The 22690-nt window shown below is 38.3% G+C and carries 15 protein-coding genes, 1 pseudogene and 1 riboswitch; of the genes and pseudogenes, 6 read left to right on the top strand and 10 right to left on the bottom strand.

The features are described 5' to 3' along the window. Positions 1-198: 198 nt before the first annotated feature. From ACSKT4_RS13700 to ACSKT4_RS13685, 4 genes and pseudogenes are all read right to left on the bottom strand, one after another. Positions 199-1146, bottom strand: a complete 948-nt coding sequence (locus tag ACSKT4_RS13700) for a hypothetical protein (protein WP_465823614.1) — start codon at positions 1144-1146, stop codon at positions 199-201. A 705-nt stretch (positions 1147-1851) separates the two neighbouring features. Further along, the gene (locus ACSKT4_RS13695; RefSeq protein ID WP_186868431.1) at positions 1852-2877 is read right to left on the bottom strand and encodes an STAS domain-containing protein; all 1026 of its coding nucleotides are present in this window, start codon (positions 2875-2877) and stop codon (positions 1852-1854) included. A gap of 267 nt (positions 2878-3144) precedes the next feature. Then, positions 3145-3255, bottom strand: a pseudogene (locus tag ACSKT4_RS13690) (family 1 glycosylhydrolase); the annotation flags it as partial. Between the two features lie 697 nt (positions 3256-3952). Next, positions 3953-5041 (bottom strand): NAD(P)-dependent alcohol dehydrogenase, encoded by a 1089-nt coding sequence (locus ACSKT4_RS13685; RefSeq protein ID WP_186868430.1) that lies wholly within the window; start codon positions 5039-5041, stop codon positions 3953-3955. Between the two features lie 1049 nt (positions 5042-6090). On the opposite strand from ACSKT4_RS13685, the gene ACSKT4_RS13680 reads away from it, so the two are divergent. The 3 genes from ACSKT4_RS13680 to yidA all read left to right on the top strand — a co-directional run bounded on the left by ACSKT4_RS13680 (position 6091) and on the right by yidA (position 9750). Further along, complete coding sequence (locus tag ACSKT4_RS13680) at positions 6091-7356, top strand: metal-dependent hydrolase family protein (protein ID WP_465823613.1); 1266 nt, start codon at positions 6091-6093, stop codon at positions 7354-7356. Between the two features lie 142 nt (positions 7357-7498). Continuing rightward, on the top strand, positions 7499-8668 hold the full coding sequence (locus ACSKT4_RS13675) for a hypothetical protein (RefSeq protein WP_246521276.1): 1170 nt from the start codon (positions 7499-7501) through the stop codon (positions 8666-8668). A gap of 251 nt (positions 8669-8919) precedes the next feature. Next, positions 8920-9750, top strand: a complete 831-nt coding sequence (yidA, locus tag ACSKT4_RS13670) for a sugar-phosphatase (protein WP_186868428.1) — start codon at positions 8920-8922, stop codon at positions 9748-9750. Between the two features lie 159 nt (positions 9751-9909). On the opposite strand, the gene ACSKT4_RS13665 is transcribed toward yidA, so the two are convergent. Further along, positions 9910-10038 (bottom strand): hypothetical protein, encoded by a 129-nt coding sequence (locus tag ACSKT4_RS13665; RefSeq protein ID WP_465823612.1) that lies wholly within the window; start codon positions 10036-10038, stop codon positions 9910-9912. Between the two features lie 165 nt (positions 10039-10203). Continuing rightward, complete coding sequence (locus ACSKT4_RS13660; protein WP_186868426.1) at positions 10204-11586, bottom strand: 6-phospho-beta-glucosidase; 1383 nt, start codon at positions 11584-11586, stop codon at positions 10204-10206. A 216-nt stretch (positions 11587-11802) separates the two neighbouring features. Here ACSKT4_RS13660 and ACSKT4_RS13655 point away from each other — a divergent pair, with 216 nt between their 5' ends. Together ACSKT4_RS13655 and ACSKT4_RS13650 are read left to right on the top strand one after the other, a co-directional pair. Beyond that, the gene (locus ACSKT4_RS13655; RefSeq protein ID WP_465823611.1) at positions 11803-12654 is read left to right on the top strand and encodes a MurR/RpiR family transcriptional regulator; all 852 of its coding nucleotides are present in this window, start codon (positions 11803-11805) and stop codon (positions 12652-12654) included. 151 nt (positions 12655-12805) lie between these two features. Continuing rightward, a complete protein-coding gene (locus ACSKT4_RS13650; protein WP_186868424.1) occupies positions 12806-13789 on the top strand; it encodes an NAD(P)H-quinone oxidoreductase in 984 nt (327 codons plus the stop codon). A gap of 75 nt (positions 13790-13864) precedes the next feature. On the opposite strand, the gene ACSKT4_RS13645 is transcribed toward ACSKT4_RS13650, so the two are convergent. Next, complete coding sequence (locus ACSKT4_RS13645) at positions 13865-15550, bottom strand: DUF2207 domain-containing protein (protein ID WP_465823610.1); 1686 nt, start codon at positions 15548-15550, stop codon at positions 13865-13867. Between the two features lie 263 nt (positions 15551-15813). Next, positions 15814-15986: riboswitch (Lysine riboswitch) on the top strand. A 234-nt stretch (positions 15987-16220) separates the two neighbouring features. Here ACSKT4_RS13645 and nhaC point away from each other — a divergent pair. Then, positions 16221-17600, top strand: coding sequence for a Na+/H+ antiporter NhaC (nhaC, locus tag ACSKT4_RS13640; protein WP_465823609.1), 1380 nt, complete (start codon positions 16221-16223; stop codon positions 17598-17600). Between the two features lie 243 nt (positions 17601-17843). Here the strand turns inward: nhaC and ACSKT4_RS13635 are convergent, their stop codons facing one another. The 3 genes from ACSKT4_RS13635 to mbcS all read right to left on the bottom strand — a co-directional run bounded on the left by ACSKT4_RS13635 (position 17844) and on the right by mbcS (position 22289). After that, complete coding sequence (locus ACSKT4_RS13635; RefSeq protein WP_465823608.1) at positions 17844-18569, bottom strand: hypothetical protein; 726 nt, start codon at positions 18567-18569, stop codon at positions 17844-17846. Between the two features lie 247 nt (positions 18570-18816). Then, entirely contained in the window at positions 18817-19758 is a 942-nt protein-coding gene (locus ACSKT4_RS13630; RefSeq protein ID WP_186868420.1) for an LCP family glycopolymer transferase, read from the bottom strand. 953 nt (positions 19759-20711) lie between these two features. Then, on the bottom strand, positions 20712-22289 hold the full coding sequence (gene mbcS / locus ACSKT4_RS13625) for an acyl-CoA synthetase MbcS (RefSeq protein ID WP_343458023.1): 1578 nt from the start codon (positions 22287-22289) through the stop codon (positions 20712-20714). Positions 22290-22690: the final 401 nt, after the last annotated feature.

The raw sequence follows: 22690 nt of genomic DNA, 5'->3' as shown, positions 1-22690 counted from the left end.
CTTTTTATCGATTAATTCCATAAAATTTCTGATTTGCTAACCCTCATTTAAATTTATTACTACATGAAAAACCGACTACTATAAATCCGGTTGGTCACCGTTTTATACTAGCCGATTAGTCGTTACCTTCAACACATTCATTCTGCCACATCTTTCTAACACTCTGTCATAGTTTATCTCTTTCGGAATATCGTCTTGTTAATCTTTCACCTCAAATGTATCAATAATCAAATACCCTCTCTCCAAAGCTGGCTGGAAGTAGTGCATATACCGTCGTTGAAACTTCTCTAGGTAGTCCTTCTCTTTTTGAAGCTCCTCCTTATTGCAGTTTACTAAAACGAGAATTAACTTTGCTCTTACATGATTCCTTCCAGTATAGAGGTTAATATCATTGAGCATGTTTTGAATTCGGTCCACATTTGCCATGCTGAATGGTGAATACATCATCTTAAAGAAGTAATGCATTCCGTCTACATGTAGAAAGGCATTGTAAATTCTTCGCTTCTCAATGGTGTGTTGATCCGGAAAATCAATTCTTACATGATAAGCGATATCTTCTAGTGGGAGTCCTAGGTTGTGAGCAACCTGTTTCAGAGCTTGTCGTTCAATGTTTTCCTCTAGATCCGTACTCGTTCCTTTAATTAGCTTACTATGTTCCTGTTTAAATGTAGGAATGGCTTCATTTTCTTCTGGGGTATTAGTAGGGGATTCCTTACTGGAGTAGGACATGACTTCATCGTCATTTTCTTTTTCCTTTTCCGAAGCGGGGACAACATTAGCTGCCGTGTTTATCGTAACCGTTTGGTTGCTCAGTTGGTTGGATATCTGATTCATGGAATTCACCATAAATGTAAGCATTTCTTGTTTGAAATGACTATATTCTACGCTTAGTCTGTTATTGACTTCTGTTAATTCCTCCTGTTTTTCTTCCACCCGCTTCATTTTCTTCTCCACAGAGAATATCCTTCCCAAGCTCAACTTATCAAAGGAAAAACTAAGACCAACTAGTGCGATGAGCATGATTAAAGCAACATGCTCAGGGGATAAAACGATATTCTTATATAACGACCAGATGATGATGGAACTGATGAAGATGAGAATTAGGATGATGATGAGGTGGTGGAAACTGATTTTTGTTTTTTTCATAATTCCCCTCCTGGTGTTTGAGCAGTTTTAAATCTGTATTTAGTACTATCTTATGGTTGATTGTATTTAAAGATTACTTGGTTAGGTATTTGGTGATTATAATGCGGTTTAAGTACTATTTTCGATTTTAATTGCATGAATAAAGAATCATACCTCTCAAAGCAATCCGTTATTCTATGATAAAACAACATGAGCAATGAAAGAAGAGCTAAATGCTATTATCAAACAACTTGAAGAAATCAAATCATAAAATTATTAGGAAAGTGGTATTAACAAATTATGGTGGAACGGAACAGGTTACTGTTTCACCCCTTTTTGTGAACTACGATTAGTTTGTGATGATGTATATCAGTCTATAATCGTGCTTTGGTTAACCTACCTTCTCCAAAAAGTACTGCATATAACTTTTTCTAAAATTCGAGTGTTCCTATTCCTTATACATGGATTGAATATTTGCCATTCGGCAGATAGAAATAGAGATGGTATCTTATTCTTCAAACATATAAGTTTGTAATGTTACCTCTACATTAATAAGGTTTTATCAACTACCACTCTTCTATAAACCGAAGCCACTTTAGTTTAATACCATTTAACTAACAATCCACCTTGTAATCGCATCAACAAATACGATTACAAGGTGGATTGTTGTATTACTCATATCCCGTTTTCAATAACTACTATTATTCATCTGGCCCTAAAAAATCGCTATATCCTTTTATTTTTTATTAATTCATACCCTGTTTGTTCTAGAGCATATGCTACTCCCCGTTGAAGAGTAGAAAAGGAAGTAATAGCTGACATGTCAATTTCTGATTGGCTAATTTTAATACTTAATTCCTTCGATATCCCAACTAAAACACACTCTCCCCCGAGCAAGCGAATTGCCTGAACTAAGCTCTGAATGCAGCTAATGGTATATGCATCAATATTGGTTAATCCAGTTAAATCAATCAAAAGGTAATTCGCTTGTTGTCTGGAAATCTCTACTAATGCCTTTTCCATTAAATCTGATATCCGTTCCTCATTAAAGTTTCCAATTAAAGTGGTAACTAAAATCCCCTGTAAAACTGGAATGATTGGTGCGGATAACTCTCTAACCAAAGAGGTTAATTCTGCTGTTCTTTCATTCACCTTTTTCTCCAATTCTTGAATATATCTGGTTTCGGTCTGCCTAGTTAATTCATGAATATTTTGGGTAACGGTGATGGAAGAAGGATAGATTTCAATTTCATCGTACGGATCACCGTTCAATTGACTTTTTCTAATGTTATACCACATATTTTCCTTCAATAATCCGGCAAAAATACCTGCCCAATGACTTGGTAATAGAACACCTGCTTTGTCACGGTCCGAATGTTTAAAAATCCGGTGTTCCCAACTATTTGTTAGCCGGATAACTGCTCGCTTCTCCTTAAAGGAGTAATCCGCAAGCATGAAGTTACCCCATCCAGAATTCCTATAAACATCATTGTATTCTTTAAGAACTTGTTCTATATCTGTACGACCTTCATAATAACTACTTACAAGATGCCCCATTCGATAACCTGTGGCTTCAAATACCGTCTTTGATACCTCTGATCCTGAAACTTCCTCAATTGTATTCATAAATAGTTCAATGGCAGATTCCCAAAACAATAGTATCGGAGCTCCATCAAGAGTTAACTGCCCTTCATGAGTATGCCAAATAAAGTTGCTCGATTTCACTTGTACGCTTACTTTTGAATTTGTCATCTTCCACCTCACGAGATATTAGATATAAATTATGTAGGTATGTAGCCAAAAATAATATTCTTATTATAGCATAAGTTCAATAATCTTTATTTTTCAAAATTCCAGGGTAATAGACAGGGAATTCCAGAGTTAGTCCAAGAATTAAGTAGGATTATCTAGTATTCGCTGATTATTAATTTCGTTAAAAGTAAGCCAATAGGTAATTGTATATGGTAACTTAATAGTGAGCCACCATAGCAATTGAAAACTGAACTACTTTTGACATGACATCTCAAAGTGGGATAGTGTAACTAACTGTTTAATTCCATAGCATAATAGTTCATCAAATAATTCCTCATAAAATTGAAGTCCTTCTTCATTTGGTTCTGTTTCGTCACCAGTAAAACTAGCTAACAATATTCTTTAATAGGATACGAGTAAAATCACTTCATCTCGCTTATGTCATAACCTCATCTATACACTATAAGCTATTATATTCCTATAGTTTTGCTAAAATCTTCTAATAATTAAGGAATTGTGTCTATTATAATCTATCATCTTAATTACATATCGAATCCCATTTAACAAGCAAACTTCAATTTTTTTACACTCATCCTTAACTATTAATCGCTTTGAACTTCCCTTATTTTATAAACTATCCTTTTTAAATAAGGTTCTATTATAAAGCACCAACACCTATTTTACACAAGGTGTCAAATCTTGCACCCCATCCTAAATTTGAGCTTGCTACAATAAAGGTAGATAATGAAAGTGCTTGCGAGACATAAGAAAAGCAAACTTCCAAGGGAGGAAATTGTGTTGAAAGCGAATCGATTAAGCTTAGTACATTCTTTGTTTTCTATCATTAATGAGAATGATGAAAACGAAAACAATACAATTCATTAAAATAAACACAGCAAGTCTCTATTTCATTGATAGCATTATTTGTTCTATCTACAACATAGCCTGGAAACAAAGTTTGTCTCAAATCATTAACCACGACCTATAATAAGAAAAATTGGCTGCTATGATTTCGGCCTAATACCGACTTCATAGCAGCCAATACTACTTACTAGTAGTTAAACTTAGAATAGCCTTACATAGTCAAGATTGGTTTAATAGTAATTCCTTTTCCGGAATCAGCGAATGCCTCATTTATTTCTTCTAAGTCATAGAATTTTACTAATTTATCAAATGGGAACTGGCCATTTTTATAATACTCGATAAGTTGTGGAATGAATAATTGTGGGATAGCATCTCCTTCAACTACCGCTACAATTGATCTTCCTTCGTTCAATAAGTCTTGTTGTACGTTTAATGTTACTTCTCCAGTTGCACCGACAACAGCAACTGTACCTAAGCTACGAAGTGATTGAACAGATTGCACAACTACTGGTGAAACGCCAGTGGTTTCAACTGCATAATGAGTTCCGCCATCTGTGATTTTTCTAATCTCTTCTACTGTATCTACTTTAGATCCGTTGATGACATGTGTTGCGCCTAATTCTTTCGCAAGTTCTAAACGATTTTCATGTACATCTACAGCAATGATTTTAGAGCAGCCTCTAATTTTAGCAGCCATTACAGCACTTAAGCCTACAGCTCCACATCCAAATACAGCAATTGATGATCCGAATTCTGGTTGTAATTTATTGATAACAGTACCTGCTCCAGTTTGGATTCCACATCCTAATGGTCCAAGAAGTCTAAGGTCAACTTCTTTATCCACTTTTACTACGTTTCTTTCGTTAGAAACAGCATACGTACCAAATGAAGACTGACCAAAGAAAGTAGAAACCTCTTGATCTCCTTGAGAGATACGATGCGTACCATCTTGCATTTTACCACCGAAGTTGAACTCTGTTAAATAGATACAAGAAGCAGGATGGCCAGTTAAACAATTCTCACAATGTCCACAAGATGAGAAAGATAAAACAACATGGTCACCTGGCTCAACGGTTGTAACACTAGAGCCAACCTTTTCAACAATACCAGAACCTTCATGCCCTAGCACCGCTGGAAGTTGCACCGGAATAATTTGATCACGCGCAACAGCATCTGTATGACATACACCAGCTGCAACAACTTTAACTAGAACTTCATTTGCCTTTGGTTCAGCAAGCTCAACATTTTCAATTTTGAACTCTTGTCCTTTTTCATGAACAACTGCACCTTTAATTTGCATCTTACATCTACCTCCTATTTATGTAGTTCATAATAATTATAAGTAATAAAATATCAAAGGTAAAAATAAACGACTTTTGTCATTTTTTGTCGAAACCGCTACCACATAGGCGCTATAGCCGTTAAACCACGCAAAAAAAATATTATTTTCCTCGCTAAATTTCCCCCAACCAGTAGCTCCTATGCAAGGAAAATTTATCCTACTAAAGTCTGATTCCAGAATGGTTACCTGTACGCTGGTCTACTCATTTAAACGATTTTCGCTGCTTGAATAATTCCCCCTCTAATCCCCCCAAGCAACTCCGGCTTAAGCTCCAAAACCGCCGGCTACTTTTACTCTGGATTTTCCTCGGACTAGGCCATTCCACTTTCCTTTTTGCTTTAAACGACCTGGTCTTTCGCGCGAAAATTACTGGATTTCGCGCGAGGTTGGCTGTGTTTCGCGCGAGGCTGACTGGATTTCGAGGGGGCTGTCTGGAATTCGTGCGGGCTTGACTACGTTTCGCTCGGGGCTGGCTGCGTTTCGCGCGACCTCATATGAATTTCGCGCGACACTGTAGTACTCGCGCGATTTCTGGACATGTTCGCGCGATTTCCCTTGACTCTCGCGCGAATACCGAACGTTCTCGCGCGATTTTTCCATAAACCCGCGCGAAAATATAGAAGCTGCTAACCTAACAAGGATAGGAGCTAAATCTGGCATCCTCTCCAATAGCCAACTCCTATTGAAATAAGCACCCTTACCTTTCTCCCATCCCCTTATAGGTATTTAGACCTATTTTTCATTTTGATAAAACCTTCATTATTTCGATAACAAACGTAATGGTTGCGTTTTCTTTTAATATTTAAAATTACCATATATAAAAGAATTTTTAGAAAATATCTAGTCAAAGGAATTTTCATGTGGTAGAATCCTTTAAAATCAAAAATTTCTAATTCAACTACATAACAATTTAGAAGGTGATACATTCCGCAGATATAAATGGGATTCGTTTCTAGTTTCGAATTTGTAATTACAATGAACATAATATTTAAAGGAGCGTGCTGGTAATGGCTTATACACTTATCAAAAATGGTACATTAATCGATGGAAATGGCGGACAACCAATTGTGGATGCTTGCGTTTTAGTAAAAGATAATGTGATTCAAGCAGCGGGAAAATTGGCTGACATTCAAATTCCAAGTGAAAATGTTACGGAAGTTGATGTAAATGGTGGATTTATTTTACCTGGGTTTATCGATACGCATGTACATATGATGTTCGAGGTTGGACCGGTGGAAAAACAAGTAACCACGCCTTTTTCATACCGGTTTTACCAGGCTACTCAATTTATGAAACGAACACTCGATGCTGGTATTACAACTGTACGTGATGCAGGAGGAACGGATGCCGGTGTCAAACAGGCCATAAAGGATGGTATCGTGCCAGGACCACGAATGCAAATTAGTATCACACCACTAACCATCACTGGTGGGCATGGGGACAGTTGGATGCGTTCTGGTGTCGACCTGACCTTACACGGCTATCCGGGAAGCCCGGACGGTTTGTGTGATGGTGTTGAAGAAGTCACTAAAAAGGTTCGCGAGGTACTTCGAGCTGGAGCAGATGTAATCAAGGTTCACGCAACCGGTGGGGTGCTTAGCCCAACCGATCACCCAGAGTTTACCCAGTACAGCCAGGAAGAGCTTGAAGTAATGGTTCGTGAAGCAGCATATCGGCGTGGCTTGAAAGTAATGGCCCATGCACAAGGCAAAGAAGGAATTAAAAATGCGGTTCTTGCCGGGATACATTCGATTGAACACGGAATTTTCATCGATGATGAGGTAGCAAACTTAATGGTTCAGCATGGTACGTATCTCGTACCAACCCTACTAGCACCTGTATCGGTATTAGAGAATGCTGAGGCAAGTGGCTCCATGCCAGAATATGGTGTGCAAAAATGTCGCGAAGTCGTGGAATACCATAAAGAAAGTATCGCACTCGCCTATCAAGCCGGTGTTAAAATCGCCATGGGAACGGATGCAGGAGTAATGGCTCATGGTACCAATCTACGTGAACTAGGTCTGATGTGTGAGATCGGAATGTCTCCTATGGAATCCCTTGTTGCGACTACCAAGACTGCGGCAGAATGCATGGGCTGGGATGACCAAATTGGAACAGTAGAAGCTGGTAAACTAGCTGACATCGTCATTACGAGTACAGATCCATTAACCGATATCCGCTCATTAGAGAACAACGATAACATTGTCGCTGTTTTTAAAGATGGCGAATTAGTAAAAAATAAGCTAAATAAAGTACCCGCAACGAGTAACTAAATGATACAGGAGAATCCCTCAAACAGGGCTTCTCCTCCCAATCATTATGTTTAGTGGCGTGAAATTCACTGCGGCAATGGCTACGTAATATATTTCGATGTTTGAAAATTCAAATTAAATACACTTTAAGGGGATGACCATCATGAATGAACCTGTCGTTGCGACAATGCTTATTTTACTTTTATTAGGTGTAGGTGAATTTTTATCGATTAAGTCTAGAGCACGTATTCCAATGCTTCTAGTAGTCATGTTGGGATACTTATTACTTCTGTGGACAGGCATTTTTCCAAAGGACCTAATCGGTTCATCCGCATTAACTGCATTTGGCGGACTCATGATTGCACCATTAATCGTACACATGGGAACGATGGTACCCTTCAAACTTCTGAAGGCGCAGATTAGGGCTGTATTTATCGCATTATTCGGGATTATTGTTGCAGCGGTCTTCGTATTGCTCCTTGTCCCAATACTCTTTGACTACGCCTCAGCAGTTGCTGGAATTGGTCCGCTTACAGGAGGAACGATTGCCTTTATCTTAACAACAGACAGGCTTCAGGAGCTAGGGTTGGTTAGCTTAATTACCATACCTGCACTAGTTATTGCCATTCAAGGATTAATCGGCATGCCACTAGCGACACACTATCTACGGCGGCATGCTTATCACATAAAAAGGGAATTATCCTCTAATGGCACTATCGAAATAGCAGCGACAAGTACTAGCTCTATCAAGGAGAAGACAAGAAAAACATGGATTCCGGAAAAATACCAAACCAATGTCATTCTTCTCTTACAGCTATTTATAGGTGGAGCATTAGCTATCTTCTTAGGAAATCTTACTGGAATAAGCTATAGCCTTTGGGCACTTATTGTTGGTGTCGTTGGTGCACTCTTAGGATTCTACAATGATAAAATGATGGATCGTTCCAATTCATTCGGGATCGCTATGGTTGGCCTGATTATTTATTCATTAGGAGCGATGAATGACATTACACCGAGTATGTTTGTTGGCTACATCCCAGTTGTACTCACGATTATGGTAGTCGGGATTCTTGGTATTATTGCTGGAGGAATTATTGCCTCTAAACTCATGAAATGGGATTTGAATAAAGGGGTACCTGTTGCTTTAACAGCTTTATTTGGATTCCCAGGCGATTATATTATCTGCGAGGAGGTCAGCCGTAGTGTAGCTGATAATGAGAAAGAACGACAAGCAATTTTCAATGAAATCCTTACCCCCATGCTCGTCGGCGGCTTCACCACTGTCACCACAGCTTCTATTGTAATCGCTAGTATTCTAGTTCAGACATTGTAAGAAACGAAGGGGCGTTTTATGGCAGCGTCCCTTCGTTATTTATTGATTTAAAAAATACTGAACCCTCATCCGTCAAGCCACGTTTACATATTTTCTGCCACTTATACTCCTCACATAAATATTTTCCGCCTAAAACACACTCTCCCACCACAAGACACCTGTACATGAAATGAAACCATTAAGACCAAACACATGCTAAACATCGTATATTATTTTATAATAGAGTTATCAGTTAAAGAATGGAGATTATTATGTACAAATTAATTGCAATTGATATGGATGGTACACTTTTAAATGACCATCATGAAGTACCTGAAAATGTAAAAGCTGCCTTACACCAAGCGAAAAAACAAGGAATCAAGGTAGTCCTCTGTTCCGGGCGCCCCATTGGTGGGATGCGGAGCTATATTAGGGAACTAAACTTAGATGAAGACGGTGACTATGCCATTGCGTATAACGGTGCATTTGTACAAAACACGTATTCAAACGAAGTGGTAGCAGAATTATCACTAAAACACGATGATTTGCAAAACCTTTACGACCATAGTTTGGAACTGAACACTCCTATGCACTTCTTTGATGTAAATGGACTTTATACACCTAATGCTGATATTAGTGAATATACCGTGCTAGAATCCTATTTAAACAAGATCCCGCTAGGATATCGCCAGGTAAGTGATGTACCAAAGGATATATCCATACCAAAAATTATGTATATTAATAAACCGGAAAAGCTCACCCATACCATTCAATCCCTTCCAGAGAGTCTAACGGATCAATATAATATCGTTCAAAGCTCACCATACTTCTTAGAATTCGTCCATCCAAATGCAAGTAAAGGCAATGCGGTAAGAAAGCTAGCAGAGCTACTTGGTATTAAACAAGAGGAAGTTATGTGTATTGGTGATAACGGAAATGATATTTCCATGATTGAATATGCAGGGTGTGGCGTGGCAATGAGGAACGCGATACCAGAGGTAAAAGCAGTAGCAGATTTTGAAACACTTAGTAATAATGAAGGCGGCGTAGCATATGTCATTGAAAAAGTGGCGCTCAAAGATTTAAGCGAAAGCCTCACATAATAGATTGGGCAGGATGAATTGAAGTTTCCTTCAGTATCATGTCTAATTGAATTTATCTGCCTTTTAATAATGGTCAATCAGAAAAGGACTTATTTCTGGTTGGCTTTTTTATATTCGTCAACTACTAGACAGGACATGTTTGGTTTATTTTTGTATTGTTTATTTAAAGGGACCGTACTTAGGTCCGTGTGCAAGTTCACCTGTTGGTTCATTTGGTAGTCTGTAACTCGGTCCATTTTCTAAGTCCACCTTACTTCTACCATTTAATAGCTTTATATAAGTAGTCAAGGCTATATTATGTGTTCATTAAGAGAACCTTCAATCTATGAGCAACCTAATCAAACAATGTACTAACCATGTCTAATACATTCACCAGCTACAATCGACCCTTTCACAGAAAAAACAGGTGCTCCATTCCAGAACACCTGTTACGCTATAAAATAATACTATCCCTTAAACTAATTCCCTAGCAATCTCATCTTTTACTGTCACGCCAGCTGCTTCTAGCTCGGCAATTTTTTCAGCAAACTGTGGTAAATATTTCTTGTGGGCAATTAATAATTCATCTAGCACACGCTTTGCTGTTTCACCACTTGGAATTAATGGATTGATAATAAAGGCTTGAAGAGCTAAACCATAATCACCGGTCACAGCTGCTTCTTCTACTACTAGTTCCATATTCTTCATCACTTGTAGCCAGCCTCTTTCTGCTGGTGGAAGTGAACCAAATGCAATTGGCCTTGCACCGGTTGCACCGATATATGCAGAAACTTCTACAACCGTATCCGCTGGAAGGTCTGGAACTGCACCATTATTCTTCGTTGATACCACAATATGTGTATTTTTGTTTGCATAAATCGATGCAATTGTTTCGCATGCTGCATCAGAATAGTGTGCACCACCACGTTTAGATAATTGCTCTGGCTTATAATCTAGATTGGGATCTTGATACAGCTCGAATAATTCAGCTTCTGTTTGCTTCACTTGCTGTGCACGTGTCCCAATCTCCGGATCATTGTATTCCTCAAGCATGTGGTTAAGCATTTCTTCATAACGGTAATAATAACGGTGATATCCACATGGAATCATATTCATTTTTTTCACTTGATCAATAAAGAATGGGATATCATGAATATTTGCTGGAATACCGGCATCACTACTGTACATCTTTTCGATGATTTCGCCTGTTACATCATTCCCCTGTAAGTCTTTCACACGATGCCAATGGAAATGATTTATACCGGCAAATGAGTATACAAGCTCATCTAGAGATTTTCCGATTAGTTCGGGCTCTGCCATCATCGCACCAACTGGAACATTACATAGTCCGATAACTTTATCCCATTTACCATAACGTATAATCGCATCGGTTACCATACCAGCAGGGTTTGTAAAGTTAATCAGCCAAGCATCTGGGCATAGTTCCTTCATATCTTCTACTATACCTAAGATAATTGGAATAGTCCTAAATGCTTTAAAGATTCCACCAGGTCCATTCGTTTCTTGACCAATTATTCCATAAGAAAGCGGAATACGTTCGTCTTTCACCCGAGCATTTAATAAACCAACACGGAATTGCGTGGTAACGAAATCCGCATCTTTCAATGCTTCACGACGATCTAACGTTAGATGTACTTTTACATCATAAGGGGAAGCATCCCACATTCTTTGTGCCATGGTACCTACTGTTTCTAGTTTTTCTTTTCCATCTTCTATATCCACAAGCCAAATTTCTCGAATAGGAAGTTCGTCATATCGTTTAATAAAACCTTCCATCAGTTCAGGAGTATAGCTACTTCCTCCACCAATGGTTACTATTTTAACACCTTTAGTCATTACTTTTTCCTCCTTATTCTAATTGCAGTTGGTAGTTTGTAACTGTTTTCATTATTACATCTTCATTATAAGTAGGAGGATAAGATAAACAAGTGACTTTGGTGATAATTATTATAGATTCACAGATTCGTTTACAAAAATCTATTATTTTTGTAAATAGCATTTACATATTGGTATAGTAAAGAGAGGTGATGCGCTATGTTACTAACCGAAAAAATGAAAGATGACATTTTTTCCCCTTCTGAGAGGGCCATTATCAACTATATGTTTGAACAGCTTGAATTAATCCGAGACAAAACGACAAAGCAGATAGCAGAAGAAACATTTACACATCCCTCCACATTAGTTCGAATCGCTAAAAAGCTCGGCTATAATGGATGGATTGAGCTTAAAGATCATTTTCTTCATGAAATGGAATATTTAAATAGCCATTTTACCAATGTAGATGCCAATTTCCCATTCCATGAGCATGATCATTTACTAAATATCGCCAATAAAATGGCAACATTACATCAAAACACCATCAAAGACACACTGTCACTTATGAAGTTTGATGATTTACAAAAGGCAACAACACTACTAGATCAGGCAACAGAAATTAAAATTTTTGGCATTACAAACAACCTCATCCTCTGCCATGATTTTAAAGCACATATGAACCGGATTGGGAAGCGAGTTAGCATCTGTTCTATTGATTCGGAATTTGAAGCAGCAAGTTCTAATTCGCAGACAGTGGCTATTCTTATTTCTTATAGTGGAGAAAGTCACGTCTCTCATAACATTCTCCCGTTACTACAAAAAAGAAAAACACCTATCATTGCAATAACAAGCATTGGAGACAATACATTAAGCAAACAAGCCGATTGTGTATTTCGAATTACAACAAGGGAAAAATTATATTCCAAAATAGGCAGCTTTAGCTCCAATAACTCAATAGGCTTCTTATTAGACGTTCTCTATGCCTGTGTTTTCTCGAAGGATTATCAGAAGAATCTCGAATATAAAATTCAAATATCAGAACGTTATGATCATCGGAAGAGTTCGAATAAGGTTATGGAAGAGGAATAGTATACGTCAAATACATATTCGTTAAGTGAGTGTGTTCATACTGACAGCGAAAAGCGCCCCAAACACCCTCACTTGAATCCCCCCACCAACATCTGATACGCTAAAAAGGAATTATATTTTAAAAAAATCCACATAAAAGAGGGTTATCAATATGAAAGCGATTATGACGAAACAACCGGGTGGAGCGGAACAATTACATGTGACAGATGTACCGAAGCCAGAACCCCGTGAAGGTGAACTATTAATTAATGTAAAAGCCGCAGCAATTAATCGTACGGATATTCTTAATCGTGAAGGTCGGACCGGTTATATGACGAATCCCATTCTAGGAATTGAAGTAGCTGGTATCGTGGAAGAAGTCGGACCGAATACAGAAGTAAAAGTCGGTACTCGGGTGATGGGGCTTGTGAATGGTGGAGGGTATGCAGAATATGCAATCATGCCAGCAGAGCGAGCAATGATTATTCCAGAAGGCTTATCCTTTGAAGAGGCAGCGGCCATTCCAGAAGTATTTCTAACCGCATATCAAACCTTATATTGGTTAGGTAGCCTGAACAAAGGGGAAACCGTACTTGTCCATGCTGGCGGAAGTGGTGTCGGAACTGCAGCAATTCAGCTGGCAAAACAGATTTCTTCAGCAAACGTTATCACAACAGCTGGCTCAAAAGCAAAACTAGATTTTGCACAATCCTTAGGCGCAGATTACGGAATCAATTATAAGGAAAAGGATTTTTCTGAGGAAGTATCGCACATTACCGATGGTCAAGGGGTCGATCTGATACTAGACTTTGTCGGTGCATCCTATTGGAACAAAAACCTATCTAGTATTAAGGTGGATGGTCGCTGGGTATTAATTGGTATCCTTGGGGGAGCACAAGTAGAAGTGAACTTGATGGAACTAATGAGCAAACGAGTTCAACTAACAGGCACATTACTGACACCTAGAAGTGATGAATATAAGGCGAAGCTAACAGTTGATTTTTCCCAAGCTACGATAGAATTATTTGAATCAAAACAGCTTAAACCGATTGTCGATTCTGTCTTTGCTTTTGAGGATGTTCAACAAGCACATCGACACATGGAAGAGAATAAAAACATCGGGAAAATCATCTTAAAAGTCGATTCATCAAGCTAAACAAATGTGCACGTTACCCTATTGCACAAAAAAACAATGCTTAGTGGGCATCCTCCCACTAAGCACTTTACATGGTTAAAAAGCACCCGAACCTCCACCACCACCGCCTACTCCTGTACCAGTCCCTACAGTCGTCGTGGAGGATGAATTAGTAGTTGCAGCAGTAACCGTATCTGCCTCACTAAAGTGCAGATTCGCAGTTGATGCAAGAAGCAGATACATCATAACGTTCGATGAATCCATGCTTTTATTCGATGTGAATATTGGGTTATTCCATATTTTTATTCCCTTATCATTCATACCATATGCATAGTTAACAGCGATGATTTGCTCATCTGTGCTCCATTTCTCCAATTGATTGGGTGGTATTCTATCGAAGTTCTTATTAAACTGTTTCCATTCCTCCCAAATCTTCGCACCTTCTAATGTCTTCGGATTGTAAAAAATACTAAAAGCAAGTAATCCAAGAAACAGAATAATAGAAACTGCCATCCACATAAACAGTTCATGAATACCAAAGAAAACGGCTAATGGAACAAGTAGCAAGCTCAAGAGGGCAACCGTCCATCTAAAGCCTTTCTTTGCTTTAGTAAGTTCTTTCGATTTTACTTCTTGCTTTATTGCGTATATCCATGCTTGAACATGTTCGTTGTAATCATTATGATTCGATTCATCCTCTAAAAATGTTTGCAGTTCTTTAAATCTAAATGTTTTTCCATTACCAATCGTATCAAATAAAAAGTTGATTAACATGTACTCATGGTCATACTCGGTATAACGATCGACTAACAAGAACGTTTCTTGATTTTTTGTTCGCACATAACCTTTCCGAACTAATTCTAATAAAGATGACGTTAGTAACTGGTCTTTCGGTGTGAATGAATTAGTATAATAGATTGTTGCTGGTATGCTCATGTTAAGCTTAGGTATCGTTAACTCCTCTTTTATACGGCGTTGCACATCATGTTTTAGCTCCATTTTTTGCCGTATGCTGACGAAGAGCAATAGAACAAGAAATAGTCCAAAGCCACCAACTATATAAGGAGCGATACGATTTAACCATGCTTTCCTATCCTGGAACGCGGCTAGCTTAGCTTCATTATCTGCTATTTGTTCCAGAATCGAATCTTTCATCATTTTTTCACTGGTTAATGGAGCAGCACCAAAAAGTGTCTCATCATATACTACTTGAATGTCCCCATTCTTCCCATCTTCCACATAACCTAATGAAAATACGGCACCACCATCCGCTGTTACTTCTGCTGTATCATATGCTTCATCATAACCATAAGCCGTAACCTGAACCGCCCTAGCAGGTGGATGTACATAAATCGTCATGTTCTCATATACCGATTCATTACTACTATCAAAAAATGGCCAGTAGAACTGGGCAACATCCTGATACACCTCTACCCCATTCATAATCGTATAACCGAGTTCTATCGTTACCGTTTCTTCATTACCTTTTCGATAGATTTTATATTCGCTATCCTCTTTTTCTACCTTCAATGGCGATCCAGCTTCACTTGCTACAAAATCTTCAATAGCGGTACCTTTCTTCGGAATTATCGTGCGAGTAATACCATTAAATTCACCTTCAAAATCATACGTGAACCTTTCTTTTACCGCAACATCCCCGCTTTCCATTAAATAGGCATCTATCTGAACATCCTTAATAACATAATCCACTTCGGCAAATGCTGGCTCTACAAAAATGAAAAAGGTAAATAGGAAAATGATCGTAACGATCAGTTTTTTCATAAAAAGCAACTCCTTTAGTTTATATACGGATGTTGGATGGATTTGGTTTCAGGTATGTTAGATAGAGGTGTACATCTAATTGCAATTATACGAATTGAATTGGAGTTGTAAAACAAGCCCTACCAGCTACCAATATAGTAGAATGCTAACATACTCCTGCTTGCATACAATCCAATACCCTGATGATTCCAAATACTTGCAAACATACCAAATTATCTAGTATAGTATAATTTGTTGAAAAATTTAATAATACCTTACCAGGTCGGTGAGGTAGAGGCGCGAACATTATGAGTAATCAATCGGAGTATGACATCGATGATGATTGTGGAAAGGAATGCTCGCCGAAGCGTAATAAGGGTCAATCTTATTATTGCTGGGATGTCTTTGAATAAGAGGCATACTGTCATGCAGGTCTGCATGGAGAACTACTGATCGAATGGAAGATGCCATATTGGAAACAATGATAGGTTATTTTCTATCATTGTTTTTTTGTGTCTTTTTTTCTATCTCCATTTTTAAGACAGGCTACTTTTTAGGCATTGGAGGTAAGGTAAATGAATAAACTAGCTCAACGAGAATAGTCGACAAAAGCGCACTTGATTTACTGTGCGAATTATAAAAGGCTACATACATCGTTACAAAGCAAGTTCATAAAAAAGGAGAAAAAACTATGAAACTATCAACTTGGAAAGCGATTCTACTGCTTGTGTTATCATTTACTGTCGTTTTAGGCGGCATCATATATCTTGGAACCCCTACCACTATTACACTCATTACAGCTGGGGTAGTCGTGATCACCTTATCACTTATCTGGGGAATATCCTGGGAAAAGATAGAAGAAGACTTAATTGAAACAATTAAATCGATGCTTCCAGCTATTTTGATTTTGCTAGCTGTTGGGATGCTAATCGGTGCTTGGATGCTGTCTGGAACCATTCCATTAATTGTCTATTATGGCTTGGTAAGCATTGACCCGTCCTTTTTCTTAATTATTACTGCACTTGTCTGTTCGTTTATGTCTATTATGGCAGGAACTTCCTGGGGAACCATTGGTACAGTAGGGGTTGCCTTAATGGGTGTGTCGCTTGGACTTGGTATTCCCGTACATTACACGGCTGGAGCTATTGTCGTTGGGGCTTTCTTTGGAGATAAACTCTCTCCCTTATCTGACACCACGATTATGGCACCAACCATGGCTGGGGTGAAGCTTGTTGACCATATTAAACATATGCTCTGGACAACGATTCCAGGTTATCTTATCTCATTAGTCCTTTATTTGATTCTAGGCTACCAATTCGGTGGGCAAATCGAGAATAGTGAGAATGTGAATTTGATTCTATCCACGTTGAGCAAGAATTTTAATCTCAACCCGATATTAATTATTCCACCACTACTTGTCTTACTCTTAATTTATTTTAAAAAGCCAACACTTCCTGTATTCGGTGTAGGTATTATTGCTGGTTGTGTATTGGCGGTTATTTTCCAAGGAAGAGATGTTTTGGAAGTGTTTTCAGCATTAAATAATGGGTATTCTCAAGCAACAAACATACCAATCGTGGATGAGATTGTACAACGAGGCGGAATGTCGAGTATGTTGGGTACCGTTGCTTTGCTTATTAGTGCTGCGGTATTTGGATCCCCATTAAAATCAGCCGGAGTGGTTCAAATTCTACTAGACAAAATTGTCGCATTAGCTAAAAGTGGTAAGGCTATGATGAGCTCTAGTTTAGCTCTACACGGTATTCTATTCACCATTACAGGAAGTTACTATGTGACATATGCTGTCATCGGTCCAATTATTAGTCCACTATATGACAAATTTGGTCTACATCGTAAAAACTGGTCTCGTACGATGGAGGATACCGGAACCGCTCTAGCCCCACTCATTCCGTGGGGCGTTACAGGAGCATTTGTAGCGGAAACACTACAAGTATCAACTGGAGAATTCTTCCTTTATGCTCCGATGACTTATCTTGGAATAATCTTTGCTTTGATTTATATCTTTAGTGGAATTGGCATTACGAAGGTGCAAGGGAATAAGGGGGAATAGTAACCTAGTGAAGAACAGTGATTAGTGGTTTATCACGTTAAAGTGGCGAGGGATTGTTCCTCCCTTTATATAAAATTGGAATTAAAACGATTTGTCTCAACCACACTAAAATTATACCGTAAAACTCATCATCACCGGATAAATCCCATTCAATTCCAAAGGTAATATTCATATTTAAGAACAAACCCAAATAATAATGTTAAAAGCCTTCTAGTCTAACGCTAGAAGGCTAATTTAACCGTACTATCCCAGTGCTTCCGGTACTTCACTAGCATCTCCACCTCCAGGTTCATCTGTTGGATCACCTTTATCCGTTGATGGTGGCTTTTGTGAACCTGTATTATCTTCATTGGTATCACTAGGTGTTGTTGGTTTTTCTTCATTATCCTTTGGATTAGAATCCGTTTTATTATCTTCTGGTGGGACTTTTTCTTCTTTTTTAGGTGGTGACGTTTGCTTGTCATCTTTTTTGTTTTTAGAATCTGTCGTTTTTTCTTTTTGTTCGTTCTTTTCTGGTCGCGTAGTAGCTGGCTTGTTATTCGTTTTGTCTTGAACAGGTTGTTTATCTTGTCTTACATTAGTTCTTTCTGTGCTGTTTGCCACTGAAGAGTTTTGATTCTCATTTCCTACATTGTCCTCGTGGATACTATCCGACACATCAACTTCCTCTTCCATTGAATTATCTTCCGTATCCTCCGTATCTTCTAAAACCATCGCTTCAGTCTCTTCCTCTGAATTATACCGATAGCTATCGTCTAAATCGGTAATGGATATCTCATCTTTAACAAAAATATGAGTGCCGTCTACATTGCTTTCTGGTTCTTCTATAGATTGAGGTGACGTTTGATCTGTTATCGTTTTCGCAGGCTGATTCATTAAACTATTAATCACCCAATACCCTCCACCTAGAAGAGGAAGGGCCAATAGAAATGATGCCAATATTCCAATGGTTTCTTTCTTTACCTCCAATTTCATCCTCCTTTCTAAACGGTTTAAATTTCATTATATATAATATAGTATAAAATTCCTGAAATACTAAACAATACGATTACTGCGAATAATATAGCCTTTATACTTACTTTGACTAGCCACTGCAATTCAATAGAATAGTAAGTACCTCTCAAATAAGTAGCATCTACTTAATTAATCAGAGTCATGCCTAAAGAAAAGGCAGCACTAATATCAACAATTAATGCTACCCTATATCCATCTATGATTATTCCAAACTACTATCCCCAACAATCATTCCATGAACCTTCTGCAATTCCTCGTCCGGAACTAGGTAATAATAGATTCCATCAATCATCTTACCGCTACCCTGTAACATATACTCTGTCGTGTTACGTCGAACATCTTTATAATTCAATAATAGGTTTTTCATATCGTCAAAATCCATATTGGTATGCATGTTATTACCAAGAATGTCTATAAAACTATTAATCTTCCCAATAGAAGCGATATTCGCCCCCTTATTAATCGCCGCTTCCACTACTTGTCGTTGACGTCCCGTACGACCAAAATCCCCAGTAGAATCATGCTTACGCATACGCACATAGCCTAGAGCCTCTTTACCATTTAAGTTAAGCTCACCCTTCTTATAATGGTAACCATCAGATTTCCAATCTAGTTCGTTCTGTACGGTAATTCCGCCCAATTCATCAATAAATTCCGTTAACCCTTCCATGTTCATTTCAACATAATAATCTAGTTCTATATCGAGTAAATTCTCTACTGTAGCAATTGACATGTCAATACCACCAAAAGCATACGCATGGTTAATCTTATCCTCATACCCTTTACCAACAATCATAGTACGTGTATCACGCGGAATACTTACAAGCTGCATCTGGTCTTTATCCGGATATAACGATAGGATCATTAACGTATCGGACCGTCCCCTCTCATTAGCACGAGCATCTAACCCTACTAATAGAATATTCAAGTTATCTAGATTCTCTACCTTCTGCTTCGTTACTTCCCGATCAATATTAACTACCTCTTTGTACATATGTTCATTAACGGTTTTCTTTGCATTACTATAGATGGAATATGCATAAACACCCCCACCAACTACAGCAACTAATAACACGGCAAGCACCGAAATCACTATTTTTTTCCATAAAGCCATCTTTTTCTTTGGTTTTGTCACTTTTGACATGTTAACCTCTTCTTTCAATTAAGTTTTCATTGAAAATTATACCATTTTTTGTCACATTTTATATAGATTTGTAACATAATATTAGAAATATTTTTTCAATCGATTGATTTTTTGGTAAAAGTAATCTCTGATTAGGATGCTCATTACCTATACAATAGTGAAATAAAGGCGCTCCAACCGTTAAATTGTCATGATATTGGCATGGCGATTTTTATTATATTAAACTAGTACTGATTCAAAAAGAAGGGGTGTCACTTATATGAACTTACTCCATATCCACCACGTAGCCATCTGTGCCCTTTTTTCGCTCCCCTTCGTCATTTAGGGAATTGATGCAGTCTATCTATTACCTTTTTCTGCTTTCCGTCGGCATTTAGGGCACGGACACACTCTATCTATTACTTTTCCCGCTTTCCCCCCGGCATTTAGGGCACTGAGGCTTCCTCTCTATTACCTTCTCCTGCTTCCTTTCCGGTAAAAGGGCACGGATCAGCCTTCTCTGTTACCTTTTCCTGTTTCCAATCCCGTAAAAGGGCACGGATCACCTTTCTCTGTTACCTTTTCCCGCTTCCTTTCCGGTAAAAGAGCACGGATATCATTTCTCTGCTACCTATTCCCGCTTCCTTTCCGGTAAAAGGGCACGGATCAGCCTTCTCTGTTACCTTTTCCTGTTTCCAATCCCGTAAAAGGGCACGGATCACCTTTCTCTGTTACCTTTTTCCGCTTCCTTTCCGGTAAAAGGGCACGGATATCACTTCTCTGTTACCTTTTTCAGCCTCTCCTCGGCATTTAGGGCACGGACACACTCTATCTATTACCTCTTCTCGCTTCCACTCGGCATTTAGGGCACAGACAGCACTCTCTCTGTTACCTTTCTACGCTCCCCTTCCCTCATAACCAATAAAAAACTTCCATCTTTAAAGGATAGTACCTCAATAGATGGAAGTTTATTCTTATGCTTGATTTTTTTCACGCTGTCTTAACTCAACACGGCGGATTTTACCTGATGATGTCTTCGGTAGTTCATCAATAAATTCAATTTCCCTTGGATATTTATATGGAGCAGTTAATTGTTTCACATGATCCTGCAATTCTTTCACTAACTTCTCCCCTTTATTTACCACGTTACTTTGTAGAACAACGTATGCCTTCACGATATTTCCACGAATTTCATCTGGACTAGCGATGACAGCACATTCTTTTACCGCTGAATGTTTGACCAAAGCATCTTCTACTTCAAAGGGACCGATTGTATAGCCTGAGCTAATGATAATATCGTCATTTCTACCTTCAAACCAGAAATATCCTTCCTCATCTAATGAAGCTTGGTCACCTGTAATATAGAAGTTACCACGACGGGTTTTCCTCGTACGGTCCTCATCCTTGTAATACCCTTTAAATAGTGCTGGGGTATCTAGTGGAATTGCTATGTCGCCAACTTCTCCAACTTTGACAGGATTTCCGTCCTCGTCAATTAATTGTACATTATTTCCTGGAGTTGGTTTCCCCATTGAGCCCGCTTTTACTTTCATACCTTTTAAAAATCCTAATAATAATGTATTTTCCGTTTGACCATAGCCATCTCTAACCGTAATATTAAAATGCTTTTCAAATTGGTCGATAACTTCACGATTTAAAGGTTCTCCAGCGGAAACAGCACTGTGGACTGCTGATAAATCATGGTCCTGTAGATTATCTAGTTTCGCCATGAGACGATATTCAGTTGGTGTACAACAAAATACATTGATTTTATTAGTCTCTATTAATGATAGATATTTCTTTGGTTCAAATTTTCCGCTATATACAAACCCGGTGGCACCCGTTCCTAATACAGATAAAAATGGACTCCATACCCATTTTTGCCAGCCTGGAGCTGCCGTCGCCCAAACGGTATCACCATCATGGATTCCAAGCCAATGTACTGGTGCAGAACTCATATGGGCATAGCCCCAAGCATGGGTATGCATAACCGCCTTTGGATTACTCGTTGTACCTGATGTATATGGTAAAAATGCAAGATCATCTCTGGATGTTGGAACGATATCCAATTGATCGGATACAGAAGTCTTTAGACTATCTATATGATTCCATCCATCAATAGAATTACCTATAGTAAATTTCGTAAGCTCCTCATACTGGTCAATCGCCCTAAATTCGTCCGTATAATCTGAATGGCATACGACTCCGCTTACTTCTCCATGCGAAATTCGATACTGCAAATCTTTTGTTCGCAACATCTCTGAACTAGGGATAATGATAATGCCAGTTTTTAATGCTGCAATATATACTTCATATGTTTCAATGAGACGGGGCAACATAACTAGTAATCTATCTCCCTTTTTAAGACCTTGTTCCTTAAATATATTTCCGATCTTATTCGCATTTTTAATTAAGTTTTGATAGGTTATTTTTCGTTGGTCCCCCTGCTCGTCTTCCAAAATTACGGCAACACGATTAGGTTCAGTAGCATATTTTTCAAATTCCATCACGATATTATAATTTTCCGGTGCAATTAAATCTTCTCTATTCAACAATATCACCTCATTTTTAGTACTAGATGCTAATATCCAATCATTATATCAGATTCTATATCGTTAAGTAAGCAATGCAACTTTTGTGATTAGATCATCGATAGGCATCAACGTGCTTTAAGTAAAGCATGAGAACCACCGTAAAGGTACTAGCTCTGCCTTTACGCTAAAAAAATAATTCGAAAACACAACAACATTCTACTGCATATTTTCACACAATTCGATAACAATAAACCTATAGAACCTTCATGACATTATGGTGAAAACGGAGGGATAAATATGGTTAAGGACTCACACGCACCGAAGGAAAAACATAATAAAGCCAAAAGACCAGATGAGCAAAGACGAAATAAAGGAAAATCCAACGCACGAAACACGGAAAGTTAAATGAGGTGGGACAG

The sequence above is a fragment of the Ornithinibacillus liuyingii genome (assembly GCF_055550225.1).
This window is presented reverse-complemented; position numbering and strand designations above follow the sequence as displayed.